This is a genomic window from Sinorhizobium fredii (assembly GCF_002944405.1).
Classification (GTDB): Bacteria; Pseudomonadota; Alphaproteobacteria; order Rhizobiales; family Rhizobiaceae; genus Sinorhizobium; species Sinorhizobium fredii_C.
Genome location: NZ_CP024307.1, coordinates 480,372 through 494,220 on the forward strand (window position 1 = coordinate 480,372; position 13,849 = coordinate 494,220).

General features: G+C 64.0%; 12 protein-coding genes. 8 read left to right on the forward strand and 4 right to left on the reverse strand.

Annotated elements, in window-relative coordinates:
- Positions 1-13 precede the first annotated feature (13 nt).
- Positions 14-445 carry an RbsD/FucU family protein gene (locus NXT3_RS02330; RefSeq protein ID WP_037420585.1) on the reverse strand — a complete coding sequence of 144 codons (432 nt, stop codon included), beginning with the start codon at positions 443-445 and terminating at the stop codon, positions 14-16.
- Positions 446-1,678 carry an ROK family transcriptional regulator gene (locus NXT3_RS02335; protein WP_097525583.1) on the reverse strand — a complete coding sequence of 411 codons (1,233 nt, stop codon included), beginning with the start codon at positions 1,676-1,678 and terminating at the stop codon, positions 446-448.
- Between the two features lie 263 nt (positions 1,679-1,941).
- Here NXT3_RS02335 and NXT3_RS02340 point away from each other — a divergent pair, with 263 nt between their 5' ends.
- The 7 genes from NXT3_RS02340 to NXT3_RS02370 all read left to right on the forward strand — a co-directional run bounded on the left by NXT3_RS02340 (position 1,942) and on the right by NXT3_RS02370 (position 8,668).
- Positions 1,942-2,967 (forward strand): sugar ABC transporter substrate-binding protein, encoded by a 1,026-nt coding sequence (locus NXT3_RS02340; RefSeq protein WP_037420581.1) that lies wholly within the window; start codon positions 1,942-1,944, stop codon positions 2,965-2,967.
- Positions 2,968-3,270: 303 nt separating this feature from the next.
- Positions 3,271-4,356, forward strand: a complete 1,086-nt coding sequence (locus NXT3_RS02345) for an ABC transporter permease (RefSeq protein WP_037420580.1) — start codon at positions 3,271-3,273, stop codon at positions 4,354-4,356.
- Positions 4,356-5,138: an ATP-binding cassette domain-containing protein gene (locus NXT3_RS02350; protein ID WP_037420579.1), complete on the forward strand. Its 783-nt coding sequence runs from the start codon at positions 4,356-4,358 to the stop codon at positions 5,136-5,138. The genes NXT3_RS02345 and NXT3_RS02350 overlap by 1 nt, the downstream gene beginning before the upstream one ends.
- Entirely contained in the window at positions 5,135-5,755 is a 621-nt protein-coding gene (locus NXT3_RS02355) for a nucleoside triphosphate hydrolase (RefSeq protein ID WP_097525584.1), read from the forward strand. The genes NXT3_RS02350 and NXT3_RS02355 overlap by 4 nt, the downstream gene beginning before the upstream one ends.
- 145 nt (positions 5,756-5,900) lie before the next feature.
- Positions 5,901-6,938 (forward strand): dihydroorotase, encoded by a 1,038-nt coding sequence (pyrC, locus tag NXT3_RS02360; RefSeq protein ID WP_104838735.1) that lies wholly within the window; start codon positions 5,901-5,903, stop codon positions 6,936-6,938.
- Between the two features lie 62 nt (positions 6,939-7,000).
- Positions 7,001-7,699 carry an orotate phosphoribosyltransferase gene (locus NXT3_RS02365; RefSeq protein WP_104838736.1) on the forward strand — a complete coding sequence of 233 codons (699 nt, stop codon included), beginning with the start codon at positions 7,001-7,003 and terminating at the stop codon, positions 7,697-7,699.
- Between the two features lie 42 nt (positions 7,700-7,741).
- Complete coding sequence (locus tag NXT3_RS02370) at positions 7,742-8,668, forward strand: carbohydrate kinase family protein (RefSeq protein ID WP_104838737.1); 927 nt, start codon at positions 7,742-7,744, stop codon at positions 8,666-8,668.
- Between the two features lie 54 nt (positions 8,669-8,722).
- Here the strand turns inward: NXT3_RS02370 and pgi are convergent, their stop codons facing one another.
- Both pgi and NXT3_RS02385 read right to left on the reverse strand, forming a co-directional pair.
- Positions 8,723-10,348, reverse strand: a complete 1,626-nt coding sequence (gene pgi, locus NXT3_RS02375; RefSeq protein WP_104838738.1) for a glucose-6-phosphate isomerase — start codon at positions 10,346-10,348, stop codon at positions 8,723-8,725.
- A gap of 234 nt (positions 10,349-10,582) precedes the next feature.
- Positions 10,583-12,283: a long-chain fatty acid--CoA ligase gene (locus tag NXT3_RS02385; RefSeq protein ID WP_104838739.1), complete on the reverse strand. Its 1,701-nt coding sequence runs from the start codon at positions 12,281-12,283 to the stop codon at positions 10,583-10,585.
- Between the two features lie 390 nt (positions 12,284-12,673).
- Between NXT3_RS02385 and NXT3_RS02390 the strand changes: the two genes are divergently transcribed.
- Entirely contained in the window at positions 12,674-13,849 is a 1,176-nt protein-coding gene (locus tag NXT3_RS02390) for an AI-2E family transporter (protein WP_095677899.1), read from the forward strand.

The following is a 13,849-nucleotide window of genomic DNA, read 5'->3' on the forward strand; positions in this document are numbered from 1 at the left end:
GTTCTTTGCATTATCACGCGGGATAGATCACGCCCTTGCGCAGAATGACATTGCCGTAGAGGCGCGGTTCGCTGGTCTGCACGACCGTGTGGGCGGCTTTGACTCGCGGATAGAATTCCGGGCCGAGAAGCGGAACGACTGGCTGCGACGGCTCGTGCCTGCGGCAGCATTCGATGATGTCCCGGTGCACCGGATCGAGCGCATCCCTGTCCTGCTTGACCGTCGCGCGAAAGATCGCCTCCGGCACGAAGTCGTCGATCGGCAGCACGCTGAGGATGGCATCGAGGATCGGGATCAGATGATGGCCGTCGAGCCGCACCAGCCGGCGGGCATGCTCCTGGCCCGGATAGTTCCCGTCGACGAGCGCGATCTCGTCGCCATGCCCCATCGCCCTGAGCGCGGCAAGCAGTTCCGGGCTCAGGATGGGGTCGATTCCCTTTAGCATCTAGGTAAGCTCCTTGAAGAGGACATTGGTGTCGAGCAGATAGCGGGAGAAGAGCGGCAGGCTCGCACCGCCGATCGCCCGGGCGTGGCTCCCGACCGCACCCTCGACGAGGTCCGGAACCGTGACGCCCTGAAGGTCGAGCGCCTGCAGCGCCTTGCGGGTCGCGGCCAGCAGGCGCGCCCGCACCCAGGGCGGGAAGCCGCCGTCGATCACTGCGGCGGAAAAATCGACTATGGAAACGGCCGAGACTATGGCCTGGGCAAGGGCTGCCGCCGAATCTTGGATCCAGATTTCGAGCGGCTCGCCGAAATCGATCCAGTCGTCGGCCGAATACCAGAGCGGCTTCGGATCCATGCCGCGCTCGCGCAACAGTTTTTCCAGTACGAAGACCGAGGCGATCTTCAGCAATTGCGTCGTCTTGCCGTCCTTGGCCGAGACAGGCAGCGGACCGACGGCGCCGGCCGTGCCGGTGCGGCCTGAGAACAGCGCGGAATTGATGACGACGCCGCCGCCGATGAACGAGCCGATGTAAAAATAGACGAAGTCCGGATAGTTGGCGCCGACGCCGAAGGCGAGTTCCGCCCCGCAGGCGCTGGTGCCGTCGTTCTGGAGGAAGACGGGGTGCGGCGTGCGCGCGGCGACCGCAGCCTGCAGGTCGAAATTGCGCCACCGGTCCATCTCGTGGTGGGGCGCGCCCACTTCCTCGGCCCAGTTCCACAGTTCGAACGGCGTCGCAATGCCGACGCCGGCGATGCGCTTGCGATCTGCGGGGCTGAGCTGCCTTTCGAGCTTCTCGATGCCCTCGACGATGAAGGTGACGAGGTCGTCGGGCAGCGGATAAGTGTGGATTTGGTGTAGATGCAGGCGGATGGTGCCGAGAAAATCCATCAGCACCAGGTCGGCGCTGCGGCGGCCGATCTTGACCCCGAAGGAATAGACCGCATCCGGGTTGAGGCGCATCGGGATCGAGGGCTGACCGACGCGGCCACGCACGGGTTCGCCGCGGATGAGCATCCCGTCGGCTTCGAGCGACCGCATGATGACGGAAACGGTTTGGGCGGAAAGTCCGGACCGGCGAGCGATCTCCGCCTTGGACAGGCTGCCGTGGCGACGCACCAGCGACATCACCAGCCGCTCGTTATAGGCGCGCACGCGCGTCTGGTTCGCCCCGCCGCTCGGGTCGATCACATCCGGCTGTCCGGATCCCCGGTGGGGGTCCCCTATCAATGACATGCCACCGTCTCCTCCCGTTGGCACTTTTCGCGCAGAATGTCTCGTCATTCCGTACGCTCACCTGGCCGCCGCCCCGCCCCACAGGACCGCCTGCTGCACGGAGAATGCCACATCCAGATAATAATTCAATTTGATTTATTTATTGACACTCCGAGAAATTGGTGTTTGATTGACGCTCGGAAGCGCCGCCCGCAGGAGGAGAATGCTGCGGCGGCGAAGCCTGAAGGCCGGTACCGGCACTATTTGAACCTTGGGAGGGTTTGATGAAGAAAACTGTTCTTTCCACCGCACTCGGCGCGCTCGCTCTCGGCGTTGCCTTCGCGTCGCCGTCGCAGGCGGCGGACGTCTCTGCCTGCCTCATCACCAAGACCGATACCAACCCCTTTTTCGTGAAGATGAAGGAAGGTGCGACCGCCAAGGCCCAGGAACTCGGCGTCACGCTGAAGTCCTATGCCGGCAAGGTCGACGGTGATCACGACAGCCAGGTTGCCGCTATCGAATCCTGCATCGCCGATGGCGCGAAGGGCATTCTCATCGCCGCCTCCGACACCAAGGCAATCGTCGACCAGGTCAAGAAGGCGCAGGACGCAGGCGTTCTGGTGATCGCGCTCGACACGCCTCTCGATCCGGCGACGGCCGCAGACGCGACATTCGCCACCGACAACCTGCTGGCGGGCAAGCTGATCGGCCAGTGGGCGGCCGCAACCATGGGCGAGGGCGCGAAGACCGCAAAAATCGGCTTTCTCGACCTCACCCCGTCGCAGCCGACGGTCGACGTCTTGCGCGACCAGGGCTTCATGATCGGCTTCGGCATCGATCCCAAGGATCCGAACAAGATCGGAGACGAGGACGATCCGCGTATCGTCGGCCATGACGTGACGAACGGCAACGAGGAAGGTGGCCGCACGGCGATGGAAAACCTTCTGCAGAAGGATCCGGACATCAACGTCATCCACACCATCAACGAGCCGGCCGCTGTCGGCGCCTACCAGGCGCTGAAGGCCGTCGGCAAGGAGAAGGACGTGCTGATCGTATCGGTCGACGGCGGTTGCCCGGGCGTCAAGTCTGTTGCCGAAGGCGTCATCGGCGCCACCTCGCAGCAATATCCGCTGATGATGGCGGCGCTCGGCATCGAGGCGATCAAGAAATTCGCCGAGACCGGCGAGAAGCCGAAGCCGACCGAAGGCAAGGACTTCTTCGATACGGGCGTAGCGCTCGTCACCGACAAGCCGGCCGCCGGCGTCGAATCGATCGACACCAAGGTCGGCACGGAGAAGTGCTGGGGCTGATCGCCCGCTTGGTCCAGAAGCAACCGACAGGGAAGGGCGGCCCCGGCCGCCCTTCGCTTAAGCGCCGATCTCTTTGACAAGGCGCAAAACCTGCGCAAATTTGAGAGCGGGATAGACGAAAGTCGCGAGGCGCTTTCGCGCGCGTACCGCTCTGGCTTCTCGGAACCGCCACGGTTGATCTGGATGGATAGCCCGGACCTGCCGTGACCGAAAAAGGTTCTGAACCCTGCCGCGACGACCGGCGGGCCGCGCATCCGGCAATAATGCGCCCCCTTGAGAGTGGGGGTTATGGGAGGAGTCTCCATGGCCGAGCCAAACACAGCCGCACAGCCATCCCAGGAATTCGAAAAGGTCCTGGTCAACAGTTCGACGGATGTGGCGTCCTTCGACACGCACGACAAGACGCCGCTCCAAAGAATCCAGCATTTCCTGCATTCGACGCCGGCCGCGGTGCCGTTCGTCGTGCTTGTCGCATCGATCCTCGTTTTCGGGCTGGCGATCGGCGGCAGGTTCTTCTCGTCCTACACGCTGACGCTGATCCTCCAGCAGATTGCCATCGTCGGCATGTTGGGCGCGGCGCAGACGCTGGTGATCCTGACGGCCGGCATCGATCTTTCGATCGGCGTCGTCATGGTCATCTCGGCCGTCGTCATGGGCAATTGCGCCGTGACCTACGGCCTGCCGGCGCCGCTTGCCGTGGCGGCCGGCTTCCTGGTGGGCGGCGCCTGCGGCTTTCTGAACGGCCTTCTGGTTTCCCGGCTGAAGCTGCCTCCCTTCATCGTCACGCTCGGCACGTGGTACGTGATCATGTCGACGAACTTCATCTATTCTGAGAACGCCACGATCCGCGAGGCGGACGTGACGGCGGTGACGCAGTGGCTGCATGTCTTCGGTGTAAGCTTCAAGATAGGCACTGCCGTCCTGACCCTTGGCGTGATCAGCATGGTGCTTCTGGTCTTCGGTCTCTGGTACGCGCTGAACCACACCGCCTGGGGACGCCATCTCTATGCGGTCGGCGACGATCCTGAGGCCGCCAAGCTCTCCGGTATCCGTGTCGGCAAGGTGCTTCTGAGCGCTTACACGATCGCCGGCCTGATCGCCGCTCTCGCCGCCTGGGTCTCGATCGGCCGCAACGGTTCGATCTCCCCGTCGGCGGCGGTGACCGACTACAACCTGCAGGCCATTACCGCGGCCGTGATCGGCGGCATTTCGCTCTTCGGCGGCCGTGGCTCGATCCTAGGTACGCTGATCGGCGCGATGATCGTCGGCGTCGTGTCGATGGGCCTCAACATGCTTGGGGCCGACCCCCAGTGGAAGGTCTTCCTGACCGGCGTCCTGATCATCTCCGCCGTCGCGATCGACCAGTGGATCAGAAAGGTAGCAGCGTAATGGCACAGGAACCCATTCTCACCGCCCGCGGTCTCGTCAAGCGCTATGGCCGCGTCACCGCCCTCGACCACGCCGATTTCGACCTCTATCCCGGCGAAATCCTCGCAGTGATCGGTGACAACGGCGCCGGCAAGTCTTCGATGATCAAGGCGATCTCCGGTGCCGTCACCCCCGACGAGGGCGAGATCCGCCTCGAGGGCCAGCCGGTGCACTTCCGCTCGCCCATGGACGCCCGCGCCGCCGGCATCGAGACGGTCTACCAGAACCTCGCTCTTTCGCCCGCCTTGTCGATCGCCGATAACATGTTCCTCGGCCGGGAGATCCGGAAGCAGGGCCTGTTCGGCAAGCTGTTTCGCACTCTCGACCGCTCGGCCATGGAAAAGATGGCAAGGGCCAAGCTCTCCGAATTGGGCCTGATGACGATCCAGAACATCAACCAGGCGGTGGAAACGCTGTCCGGCGGCCAGCGCCAGGGCGTGGCGGTGGCGCGCGCCGCCGCCTTCGGCTCCAAGGTCGTCATCATGGACGAGCCGACCGCGGCGCTCGGCGTCAAGGAGAGCCGGCGCGTCCTGGAACTGATCCTCGACGTTCGCCGCCGCGGCCTGCCGATCGTGCTGATCTCGCACAACATGCCGCACGTCTTCGAGGTTGCGGACCGGATCCATATCCACCGCCTCGGCCGCCGGCTCTGTGTGATCAATCCGAAGGAATACACCATGTCCGACGCGGTCGCCTTCATGACCGGCGCCAAGGCGCCGCCCGGCGAGGCAGTCGCCGCATGAATGTGCAGTCCTTGACGGACGAAATCCTGAAACGGGCGGCGGGCGCCGGCCGTTTCATCGTCGCCATCGCCGGCCCGCCGGGGGCCGGTAAGTCGACGCTTGCCGACGGTCTCGCCGAGGCCATCGCCGAAGCGGGGGAGCGCGTGGCGGTGCTGCCGATGGACGGCTTCCACATGGACAATGCGGTCCTCGCCGACAAGGGCCTGCTGGCGCGCAAGGGCGCGCCCGAAACCTTCGACGTGCGGGCCTTCCTTTCGACGCTCGCCGCGGTGCGCGACAATGACGGCGAGGTGCTCGTTCCGGTGTTCGACCGCACCCGGGAACTGGCGGTTGCCTCGGCCCGGGCAATTGCCCCGGAGACGCGGATCGTGCTGGTCGAGGGCAACTACCTGCTGCTCGACGAACTGCCGTGGAGCAGGCTCGACGGGGCCTTCGACTACTCGATCTTCATCGATCCGGGGATCGACGTACTCGAACAGCGATTGCTGCAACGTTGGCACGATCACGGCTACGATGAGGAGACCGCCCGGACAAAGGCGTTCGGCAACGATATCCCGAACGCTCGCCGCGTCGTCGGCAGCCGCCGCGCCAGCGATGTGGTGATCGGGGATTTCTGAAATATACTTCGAGCCATTGTCTTCGGCGGCGCAATGATGGTATCGAGGCGCGGTTTCACCACATGAGTTACCACGCCTTCAAGCGCACTGGCCGGCTTTGACGCCGCCCGCGCCGATCGGGCGCGAGCATCGGGAGAAAGCTGAAATGCAAGAGCTCGTTATCCGCCGCCCGGACGACTGGCATCTCCACCTGCGCGATGGCGGCGTGCTGCGCGGTGTCATCGGCGACACGAGCCGGCATTTCGCCCGCGCCGTCATCATGCCCAATCTGGTGCCGCCGGTGGTGACCTCTGCCGACGCCGCGGCCTATCGCGAACGCATCCTCGCCGCCATTCCGGCCGGTGACCGGTTCGAACCGTTGATGACTCTCTATCTCACCGAAGGAACCGACCCCGCCGACGTCGAGGCCGGATTCAGGAGCGGTCTGGTCAAGGCAGTGAAGCTCTATCCGGCCGGCGCGACCACCAATTCGCACAGCGGCGTCCGCGACATCACCAAGGCGATGCCTGTTCTCGAGCGCATGGCCGAGATCGGCATGCCGCTCTGCGTCCACGGCGAGGTGACGACACCGGAGGTCGACATCTTCGACCGCGAGGCCGTCTTCATCGAAACGGTCCTCGACCCGCTTCGCCGGCGGCTGCCGGATCTCCGCATCACCATGGAGCATGTGACGACGAAGGACGGCATCGATTACATCAAGGAGCATGCGGCCAACCTTGCCGGCTCGATCACCACGCATCACCTGATCATCAACCGCAACGCCATCCTCGTCGGCGGCATCAAGCCGCATTATTACTGCCTGCCGGTCGCCAAGCGGGAGACGCACCGCCTGGCCTTGCGCGCCGCTGCCGTGTCGGGGGATGTGCGCTTCTTCCTCGGCACCGACTCCGCCCCACATGTCGATCCCCTCAAGGAATGCGCCTGCGGCTGCGCCGGCATCTACACGTCGGTCAATACGCTGAGCTGCCTTGCCCATGTCTTCGAGGAGGAGGGGGCGCTTGACCGGCTCGAGGCCTTCACTTCGCTGAACGGCCCCGCCTGGTATGGCCTGCCAGTGAACGAGGAAACGATCACGCTGCGCAAGGCAGAAGAGGCGGTCCGCTATCCCGCCAAGGTCGAGACCGAAGCCGGGCCGATCACGGTTTTCGACCCGATGTTCCCGCTCCACTGGGCGGTCGTCTGATCGAGAAATGTTTTGCCGCGTGACTGGAAGCCGCTTCGGGTCACGCTTCTGAAGGAGAGGTCATGTTTTCGAATGCGTTCACCGACAAGACGGTGATGGCCGAGCTGGTCGCCAAGATGCTTTGGGAAATCAAGGCGGTGCATTTCCGGGCCGACGAGCCCTACAAGCTCTCCTCCGGAATGGCGAGCCCGGTCTATATCGACTGCCGCAAGCTGATTTCCTATCCGCGCATCCGCTCGGCGGTCATGGATTTCGCTGCAGCGACGATCCTCGGCGAGGCCGGCTTCGAGCAGTTCGATGTGGTCGCCGGCGGCGAGACGGCCGGCATCCCCTTTGCCGCCATGCTCGCCGAGCGCCTCGGCCTGCCGATGATCTACGTGCGCAAAGCGCCGAAAGGACACGGCCGCAATGCCCAGATCGAGGGCCACATGCCGGAAGGCGCGCGCGTGCTGGTGATCGAGGATCTGACCACCGCCGGCGGCTCCATGTTCAAGTTCATCGACGCGATCCGCGCCGCTGGCGGCATCGTCGCGCACGGCATCGCGCTCTTCTACTACGACATTTTCCCGGAAGCCCGGGCCAACATGAAGTCGAAGGGGGTCGACCTGCACTACATAGCCACCTGGCGCAATGTGCTCGCCGTTGCCCGAGAGCAGGCGCTGTTCGACGAGAAGACGCTGAACGAGGTGGAATCTTTCCTCAATGCGCCGCTCGCCTGGTCGGCCCGCAACGGCGGTGTCGGCGAACTCGCTGCCCAGTGATTCGACGCTGGTCTATGGAATAGTTTTCAAGGGAGGACGTTGATGATCGTTTGCTGCGGAGAGGCCCTGATCGACATGCTGCCGCGCGAGACGCCGGCCGGTGAAAGCGCCTTTGCCCCCTATGCCGGGGGCGCCATCTTCAATACGGCGATCGCGCTTGGCAGACTCGGCATTCCGACCGGCTTTTTCACCGGGCTCTCCGACGACATGTTCGGCGACATCCTGCGGGAGACCCTGAAAGCGGCGAATGTCGATTTCGGCCCATGCGCGACCCTGCCGCTGCACACGACGCTTGCCTTCGTGAAACTCGTCAACGGCCACGCAAGCTACGCCTTCTTCGACGAGAACACCGCCGGGCGGATGATCACCACCGATCACCTGCCGGCCTTCGGAGATTTCTGCGAGGCGTTGCATTTCGGTGCGATCAGCCTGATCCCCGAACCCTGCGGCTCGACCTACGAAGCGTTGATGACGCGCGAACACGAAAAGCGGGTGATCTCCTTCGATCCCAATATCCGGCCCGGCTTCATCAAGGACCGCGACGCCCATTTCGCCCGCATGAACCGCATGGCGGCAATGTCGGACATCGTCAAGTTCTCCGACGAGGACCTCGCCTGGTTCGGCATGGAGGGGAGCCATGACACGCTCTCGGCGGAATGGCTGCAGCGCGGGCCCAAGCTGGTGGTGATCACCAGGGGCGCGGACGGTGCCGTCGGCTATACCAAGAACCACAAGGTCGAAGTGGCGAGCGAGCGGGTCGCGGTGGTCGATACGGTCGGCGCCGGCGACACCTTCGATGCCGGAGTGCTCGCCTCGCTGAAGCTCAACAATCTGCTGACCAAGGAACAGGTCGCAGACTTGAGCGACGAGGCGGTCCGGCAGGCACTCGCTCTCGGCGCCAAGGCAGCCGCCGTCACCGTGTCGCGCGCCGGCGCCAACCCGCCGTGGAAATATGAAATCGGGCTCTGACGCCAGCAAATCCGCGTGAAAGAGGGCGCCGGTTGGCGCCCTTTTTCCTGTCCGTCAGCGTGCCGCCTGCAGCAGTGCCGCAACGAGGCCGGCGGTCGACGAATCGTGCCCCTCGGCGCTCTCCTTGCCCTCGACGACCGGCAGCAGCCCGGTCGCCAGCTCCTTGCCGAGCTCGACGCCCCACTGGTCGAAGGAATTGATGTTGAAGAGCGCGCCCTCGACGAAGACGCGGTGCTCGTAAAGCGCGATCAGCCGGCCGAGTGCGAAGGGATCGAGCTGGTCGTAGACGAAGGTGAGCGACGGCCGGTTGCCGGTGAAGACGCGGTGCGGCGCGATCCTGTCCGCCTTTGCCTCGTCCATGCCTTTCGAGGTGAGCTGCGCCTTGGCCTCCGCAAGCGTGCGGCCCTTCATCAGCGCTTCCGATTGCGCCAGGCAGTTGGCGATCAGCAGCTGGTGCTGGTGGCGCAGATCCTTCTCGTGGCCGTTGGCGGCGATCATGAACTCGGCCGGGATGATGTCGGTGCCCTGGTGGATGAGCTGGTAGAAGGCATGCTGGCCGTTGGTGCCGGGTTCGCCCCAGACGACCGGCCCGGTCGCGAATTCGACGGGGGTGCTGTCGAGCGTCACGGCCTTGCCGTTCGATTCCATATCGAGCTGCTGCAGATAGGCCGGGAAGCGGGAGAGGCGCTGGTCGTAGGGCAGGATCGCCCGCGACGGATAGCCGAGCACATTTCGGTGATAGAAGCCGATCAGGCCGAGCAGCATCGGGATGTTTTCGCGCGGCGGTGCGGAGCGGAAGTGTTCGTCGATCGCATGGCCGCCATCGAGGAAGCGGCCGAAATTCTCACTTCCGACGGCGATCATCAGCGGCAGGCCGATCGCCGACCAGATCGAATAGCGGCCGCCGACCCAATCCCAGAAACCGAAGACGCGGGCGGCGACGATGCCGAATGCGGCGACCTTGTCGAGGGCGGTGGAGACCGCCGCGAAATGGTGACCGACCGCCGCTTCGCCGAGCTTGCCGGCGATGAAGGCACGCGCTGTGGCCGCATTGGTCATCGTCTCGATCGTCGTGAAGGTCTTCGAGGCGACGATGAAGAGCGAGGTCTCCGGGTCGAGCAGCTTCAGCGTATCGGCGATGTGGGCGCCGTCGACATTGGAAACGAAGTGCAGCCGCGGCCCGTCATGGAAGGGGGCGAGCGCCAGCGTCGCCATGACCGGGCCGAGGTCGGAGCCGCCGATGCCGATATTGACGACGTCGGTGATCTTCTTGCCGGTGGCGCCCTTCAAGGCGCCGGAGCGGACGTCGCCGGCGAAGGCGCCCATTGCGTCCAGAACGGCGTTGACGTCGGGCATGACGTTTTTGCCGGCGACGAGGACCGGCCGGTTCGAGCGGTTCCTGAGCGCCGTGTGCAGGACGGCGCGTTCCTCGGTGATGTTGATGATGTCGCCGCGGAACATGGCGTCGCGCTTTTCCTCGACCCTTGCGGCCTTCGCCAGCGCCTCGAGACCGTCGAGAATCCGATCGTTGACGGCGCATTTCGAATAGTCGAGGAGGAGATCGCCGAGCCTCGTGCTGAAGCGCGAAAAGCGCTTCGGATCGGCCGCGAATGCGGCCCGGATGTCGGCTGCATTGGTCTCGCGTGCAGTGGCTTTGAGGTTTTCGACAAGCGCTTTCATCGCAGGGCTCCTTGCATCGGAAATCGGCTGCGATAGCTAGTCGGTTTAGACATGGCAAATCAAGGGCAGGTGTGCACTGCAGCGAAAAAAGCGAGTGGCGAGCCCTTGTAAGCGCCCCTCACCCTAACCCCGCACGTGGGGCGAGGGGACTCTCGTAGTGGGCGATGCCGCGAGCCCCTTCTCCCCGCCTGCGGCGAGAAGGTGGCGGCAGGCGGATGAGGGGCACTCCCAATGCTAGTCGCGCAGGTCCTTGCGCAGGATCTTGCCGACATTGGACTTCGGCAGTTCGTCACGGAATTCGACGTGCCGCGGCCGCTTGTAGTTGGTGAGGTTTTCGGCGCAGTGGCGCTTGACGTCCGCTTCCGTGAGGTTCGGATCCTTGCGCACGATGAAGAGCTTGACCGCCTCGCCGGAATGCGGGTCGGCAACACCGACCGCAGCGCATTCCAGAATGCCGGGATGGGTCGCCACGACCTCTTCGATCTCGTTCGGGAAGACGTTGAAGCCGGAAACGAGGATCATGTCCTTCTTGCGGTCGACGATCTTCGTCAGCCCTGCCGCATTCATGAAGCCGATGTCGCCGGTGCGGAAGAAGCCGTCCGGCGAAATCGCCTTCGCCGTCTCGTCCGGGCGTTGCCAATAGCCGGCCATGACCTGCGGGCCGCGGATGCAGATCTCGCCGATTTCGCCGGCCGGCAGCGCGTTGCCGTTCTCGTCGCGGATTTCGACCTCGGTCGAAGGCAGCGGCATGCCGATCGTGCCGGTGAACTCGTCCGTGTCGAGCCGGTTGGCGGTAGCGACCGGCGAGGTTTCCGAGAGCCCGTAGCCTTCATGGATCGGGCAGTGCGTCATCGCGAGCCAGCGCTCGGCGACCGGTCGCTGCACCGCCATGCCGCCGCCGAATGTGAGAATCAGCGAGGAGAAGTCGAGCTTCTGGAAGTCCGGATTGTTCATCAGGGCGTTGAACAGCGTGTTGAGGCCGGGGAAGATGTTGGTCTTGTACTTGCCCAGTTCCTTCACGAAGGCGGGAATATCGCGCGGATTGGGGATCAGGATGTTGTTGCCGCCGGTCGCAAGCCCCATTAGCGAATTCACCGTAAGTGCGAAGATGTGGTAGAGCGGCAGGGCGCACATGAAGGTGAGGTTTTCCGGGCGCGGCTTGCGCAGGAAGGCCGTGTTCAGCCAGAGTTCCATCTGCGCCATGTTGGCGAGAAGATTGGCATGGGTGAGGGTGGCGCCCTTCGAAACGCCCGTGGTGCCGCCGGTATATTGCAGGAAGGCGACGTCGCTCGGCCCGATATTGGGTTTCGCAAGCTGAAGCTTCTCGCCCCTGGCTAGAACCGTTTTGAACGAGAGGTGGCCGGGCAGCGACCAGGCCGGAACGAGCTTCTTCACGCGGCGTACGACGAGATTGACGACGAGGCCCTTCACCCCGAGCATGTCGCCCATGGTCGCGACCACCACATGCTTGACTTTGGTGCGGGCGACGACCTGCTCGACCGTGTGGGCGAAGTTTTCCAGCACGAAGATCGCCTTGGCGCCGGCATCGACCAGCTGGTGCTCGAGCTCGCGCGGCGTGTAGAGCGGGTTGACGTTGACGACCGTATAGCCGGCCCGGAGAATGCCGTAGACGATCACCGGGTTCTGCAGGATGTTCGGCATCATGACGGCGACGCGATCGCCTTTCGCCAAGCCGAGCGACTGCAGCCAGGCACCGATCCGGCCCGAATGGACGTTGAGATCGGCGAAGCTCAGCGACTTGCCCATTGAGGTGAAGGCGGGGCGCCAGGAATGCTGCGCCACCGCATGGTCGAAAAACTCGCCGAGCGATCGGTAGGGGAGCGGTCCGATGTCGGCGGGCACGCCCGGCGGATAGGACTTGACCCAGTTCTTGCCCGCGCCGGACCCCGCCTGCTGCAAGCTTGCTTCCGCCATGATCTCTCTCCCTCTGGTGGCAACGAACGGCCTTGCTCACGGCGAAGAAAAATCCCTCCCGATCTTCCCTCCCGATCGAAGATGCTGCTTTTCCAGCGTCTCTTCAAGCACTAATCGGAATTATATAACTTTGACGTAAACGTCAACAATCCGGACGTGACTGCGCATGGCGAATTTTGCCGCGAGCGTTCCTCGGTCACGGCTAAATCTGCCTGTCATGTCCGTCCGCTAGACGGTGAAGGCGATCACGGCAATTGTGAATTGATCCTTAATCGTCGCGATGATTTGGAGACGCCGGCTCCTTCAAGCCGAAAGCGCGGATAGACGCAGCAGACGGGCTGGCAAGCCTGCGGGATTGTTGTAAGGTTCTTGAAAGACGGAGGACTACAGGTGCAATTGGGCAATCGTGAGCGAGAAAATCCCCCGGTGGAGCCGCGGCTCTTCGGGCAGCCTGCCCATGCACGCTCGGCCCTCGTCCTGCCGATCTCGGCAGCCCGCTGGCTGCTCGTCCTGGTACTGATCGCCGGCGTCTATTTCTTTCACGGCTTCGTCGTGCCGGTGCTTGCCGCCGTCGTCATCGGCTTTGCCAGCTGGCCCATCTATCGTCGGCTGCTTCAGGCACTGAACGGCAATCGGACGCTTGCGGCGACCATTGCCATCACCTCCGTCGTCGCCTTCATCGTCGTGCCGATCTCGATCGCCGCGGCCTATGCAGTGGACGAGGTGCGCGACTGGCTCGTCTGGGCGGTGGAGACCAACGTCAACGGAGCGCCGGTGCCGGCCTGGCTGACGACCATCCCCGTGGCGGGCGCCTGGCTTGGTCAGCAATGGGTGAAATATGTGGGCCATCCCGGCGCGCTTGGCGAACTGGTCCAACTCGTCAGCGGCTCCAATATCGGCAACATCTACCGCGGCGTCCTGGTGATCGGAGCCTCCGCCTTCCAGTCCTTCCTGACGCTGCTCTTCATGTTGATCACGCTGTTCTTCGTCTATCGTGACGGCCAGTCGTTTTCTAAGCAGCTCGATCGTCTCGGCGAGCAGATTTTCCCGATGCGCTGGGAGCGCCTGTCGCGCGTCGTGCCGCTGACCATCAGCTCGACGGTAACCGGCATGGGCATCATCGCGATCGGCGAAGGCATCGTGCTCGGTGTCGCCTATTGGATGGCGGGCGTGCCGTCGCCGGTGACGCTCGGCATCATCACCGGCCTCATGGCGCTCATTCCGGGCGGCGCGCCTCTCTGCTTCACCCTGGTGTCCATCTATCTGGTGGCGAGCGGTTCGCCGTTCCACGGCGTGGCGCTCTTCGCCTGGGGTACGACGGAGCTCTTCATCGTCGACAAGACGCTTCGCCCGAGGCTCGTCGGCGGCCCGATCAAGCTGCCCTTCCTGCCGACTTTCTTCGGCCTCGTCGGCGGCGTCAAGACGATGGGCTTCCTCGGCCTTTTCGTCGGCCCGGTACTGATGGCACTGCTCGTCGCGATCTGGCGGGAATGGATGCACGAGGTGGCGAACCAGCCGGAGCCGGCGGCAAAGCCGATCTCCCGCGTCGACATCGCCGCGAAATAG

What these genes read in the sequence shown, in the direction of transcription:
- NXT3_RS02365 (WP_104838736.1), top strand. Translation starts at nt 7,001, where the DNA reads ATGTTTTCGAATGCGTTCACCGACAAGACGGTGATGGCCGAGCTGGTC.
- NXT3_RS02330 (WP_037420585.1), bottom strand. Translation starts at nt 445, where the DNA reads ATGCTAAAGGGAATCGACCCCATCCTGAGCCCGGAACTGCTTGCCGCG.
- NXT3_RS02370 (WP_104838737.1), top strand. Translation starts at nt 7,742, where the DNA reads ATGATCGTTTGCTGCGGAGAGGCCCTGATCGACATGCTGCCGCGCGAG.
- NXT3_RS02340 (WP_037420581.1), top strand. Translation starts at nt 1,942, where the DNA reads ATGAAGAAAACTGTTCTTTCCACCGCACTCGGCGCGCTCGCTCTCGGC.
- NXT3_RS02355 (WP_097525584.1), top strand. Translation starts at nt 5,135, where the DNA reads ATGAATGTGCAGTCCTTGACGGACGAAATCCTGAAACGGGCGGCGGGC.
- pyrC (WP_104838735.1), top strand. Translation starts at nt 5,901, where the DNA reads ATGCAAGAGCTCGTTATCCGCCGCCCGGACGACTGGCATCTCCACCTG.
- NXT3_RS02350 (WP_037420579.1), top strand. Translation starts at nt 4,356, where the DNA reads ATGGCACAGGAACCCATTCTCACCGCCCGCGGTCTCGTCAAGCGCTAT.
- NXT3_RS02345 (WP_037420580.1), top strand. Translation starts at nt 3,271, where the DNA reads ATGGCCGAGCCAAACACAGCCGCACAGCCATCCCAGGAATTCGAAAAG.
- NXT3_RS02385 (WP_104838739.1), bottom strand. Translation starts at nt 12,283, where the DNA reads ATGGCGGAAGCAAGCTTGCAGCAGGCGGGGTCCGGCGCGGGCAAGAAC.
- NXT3_RS02335 (WP_097525583.1), bottom strand. Translation starts at nt 1,678, where the DNA reads ATGTCATTGATAGGGGACCCCCACCGGGGATCCGGACAGCCGGATGTG.
- pgi (WP_104838738.1), bottom strand. Translation starts at nt 10,348, where the DNA reads ATGAAAGCGCTTGTCGAAAACCTCAAAGCCACTGCACGCGAGACCAAT.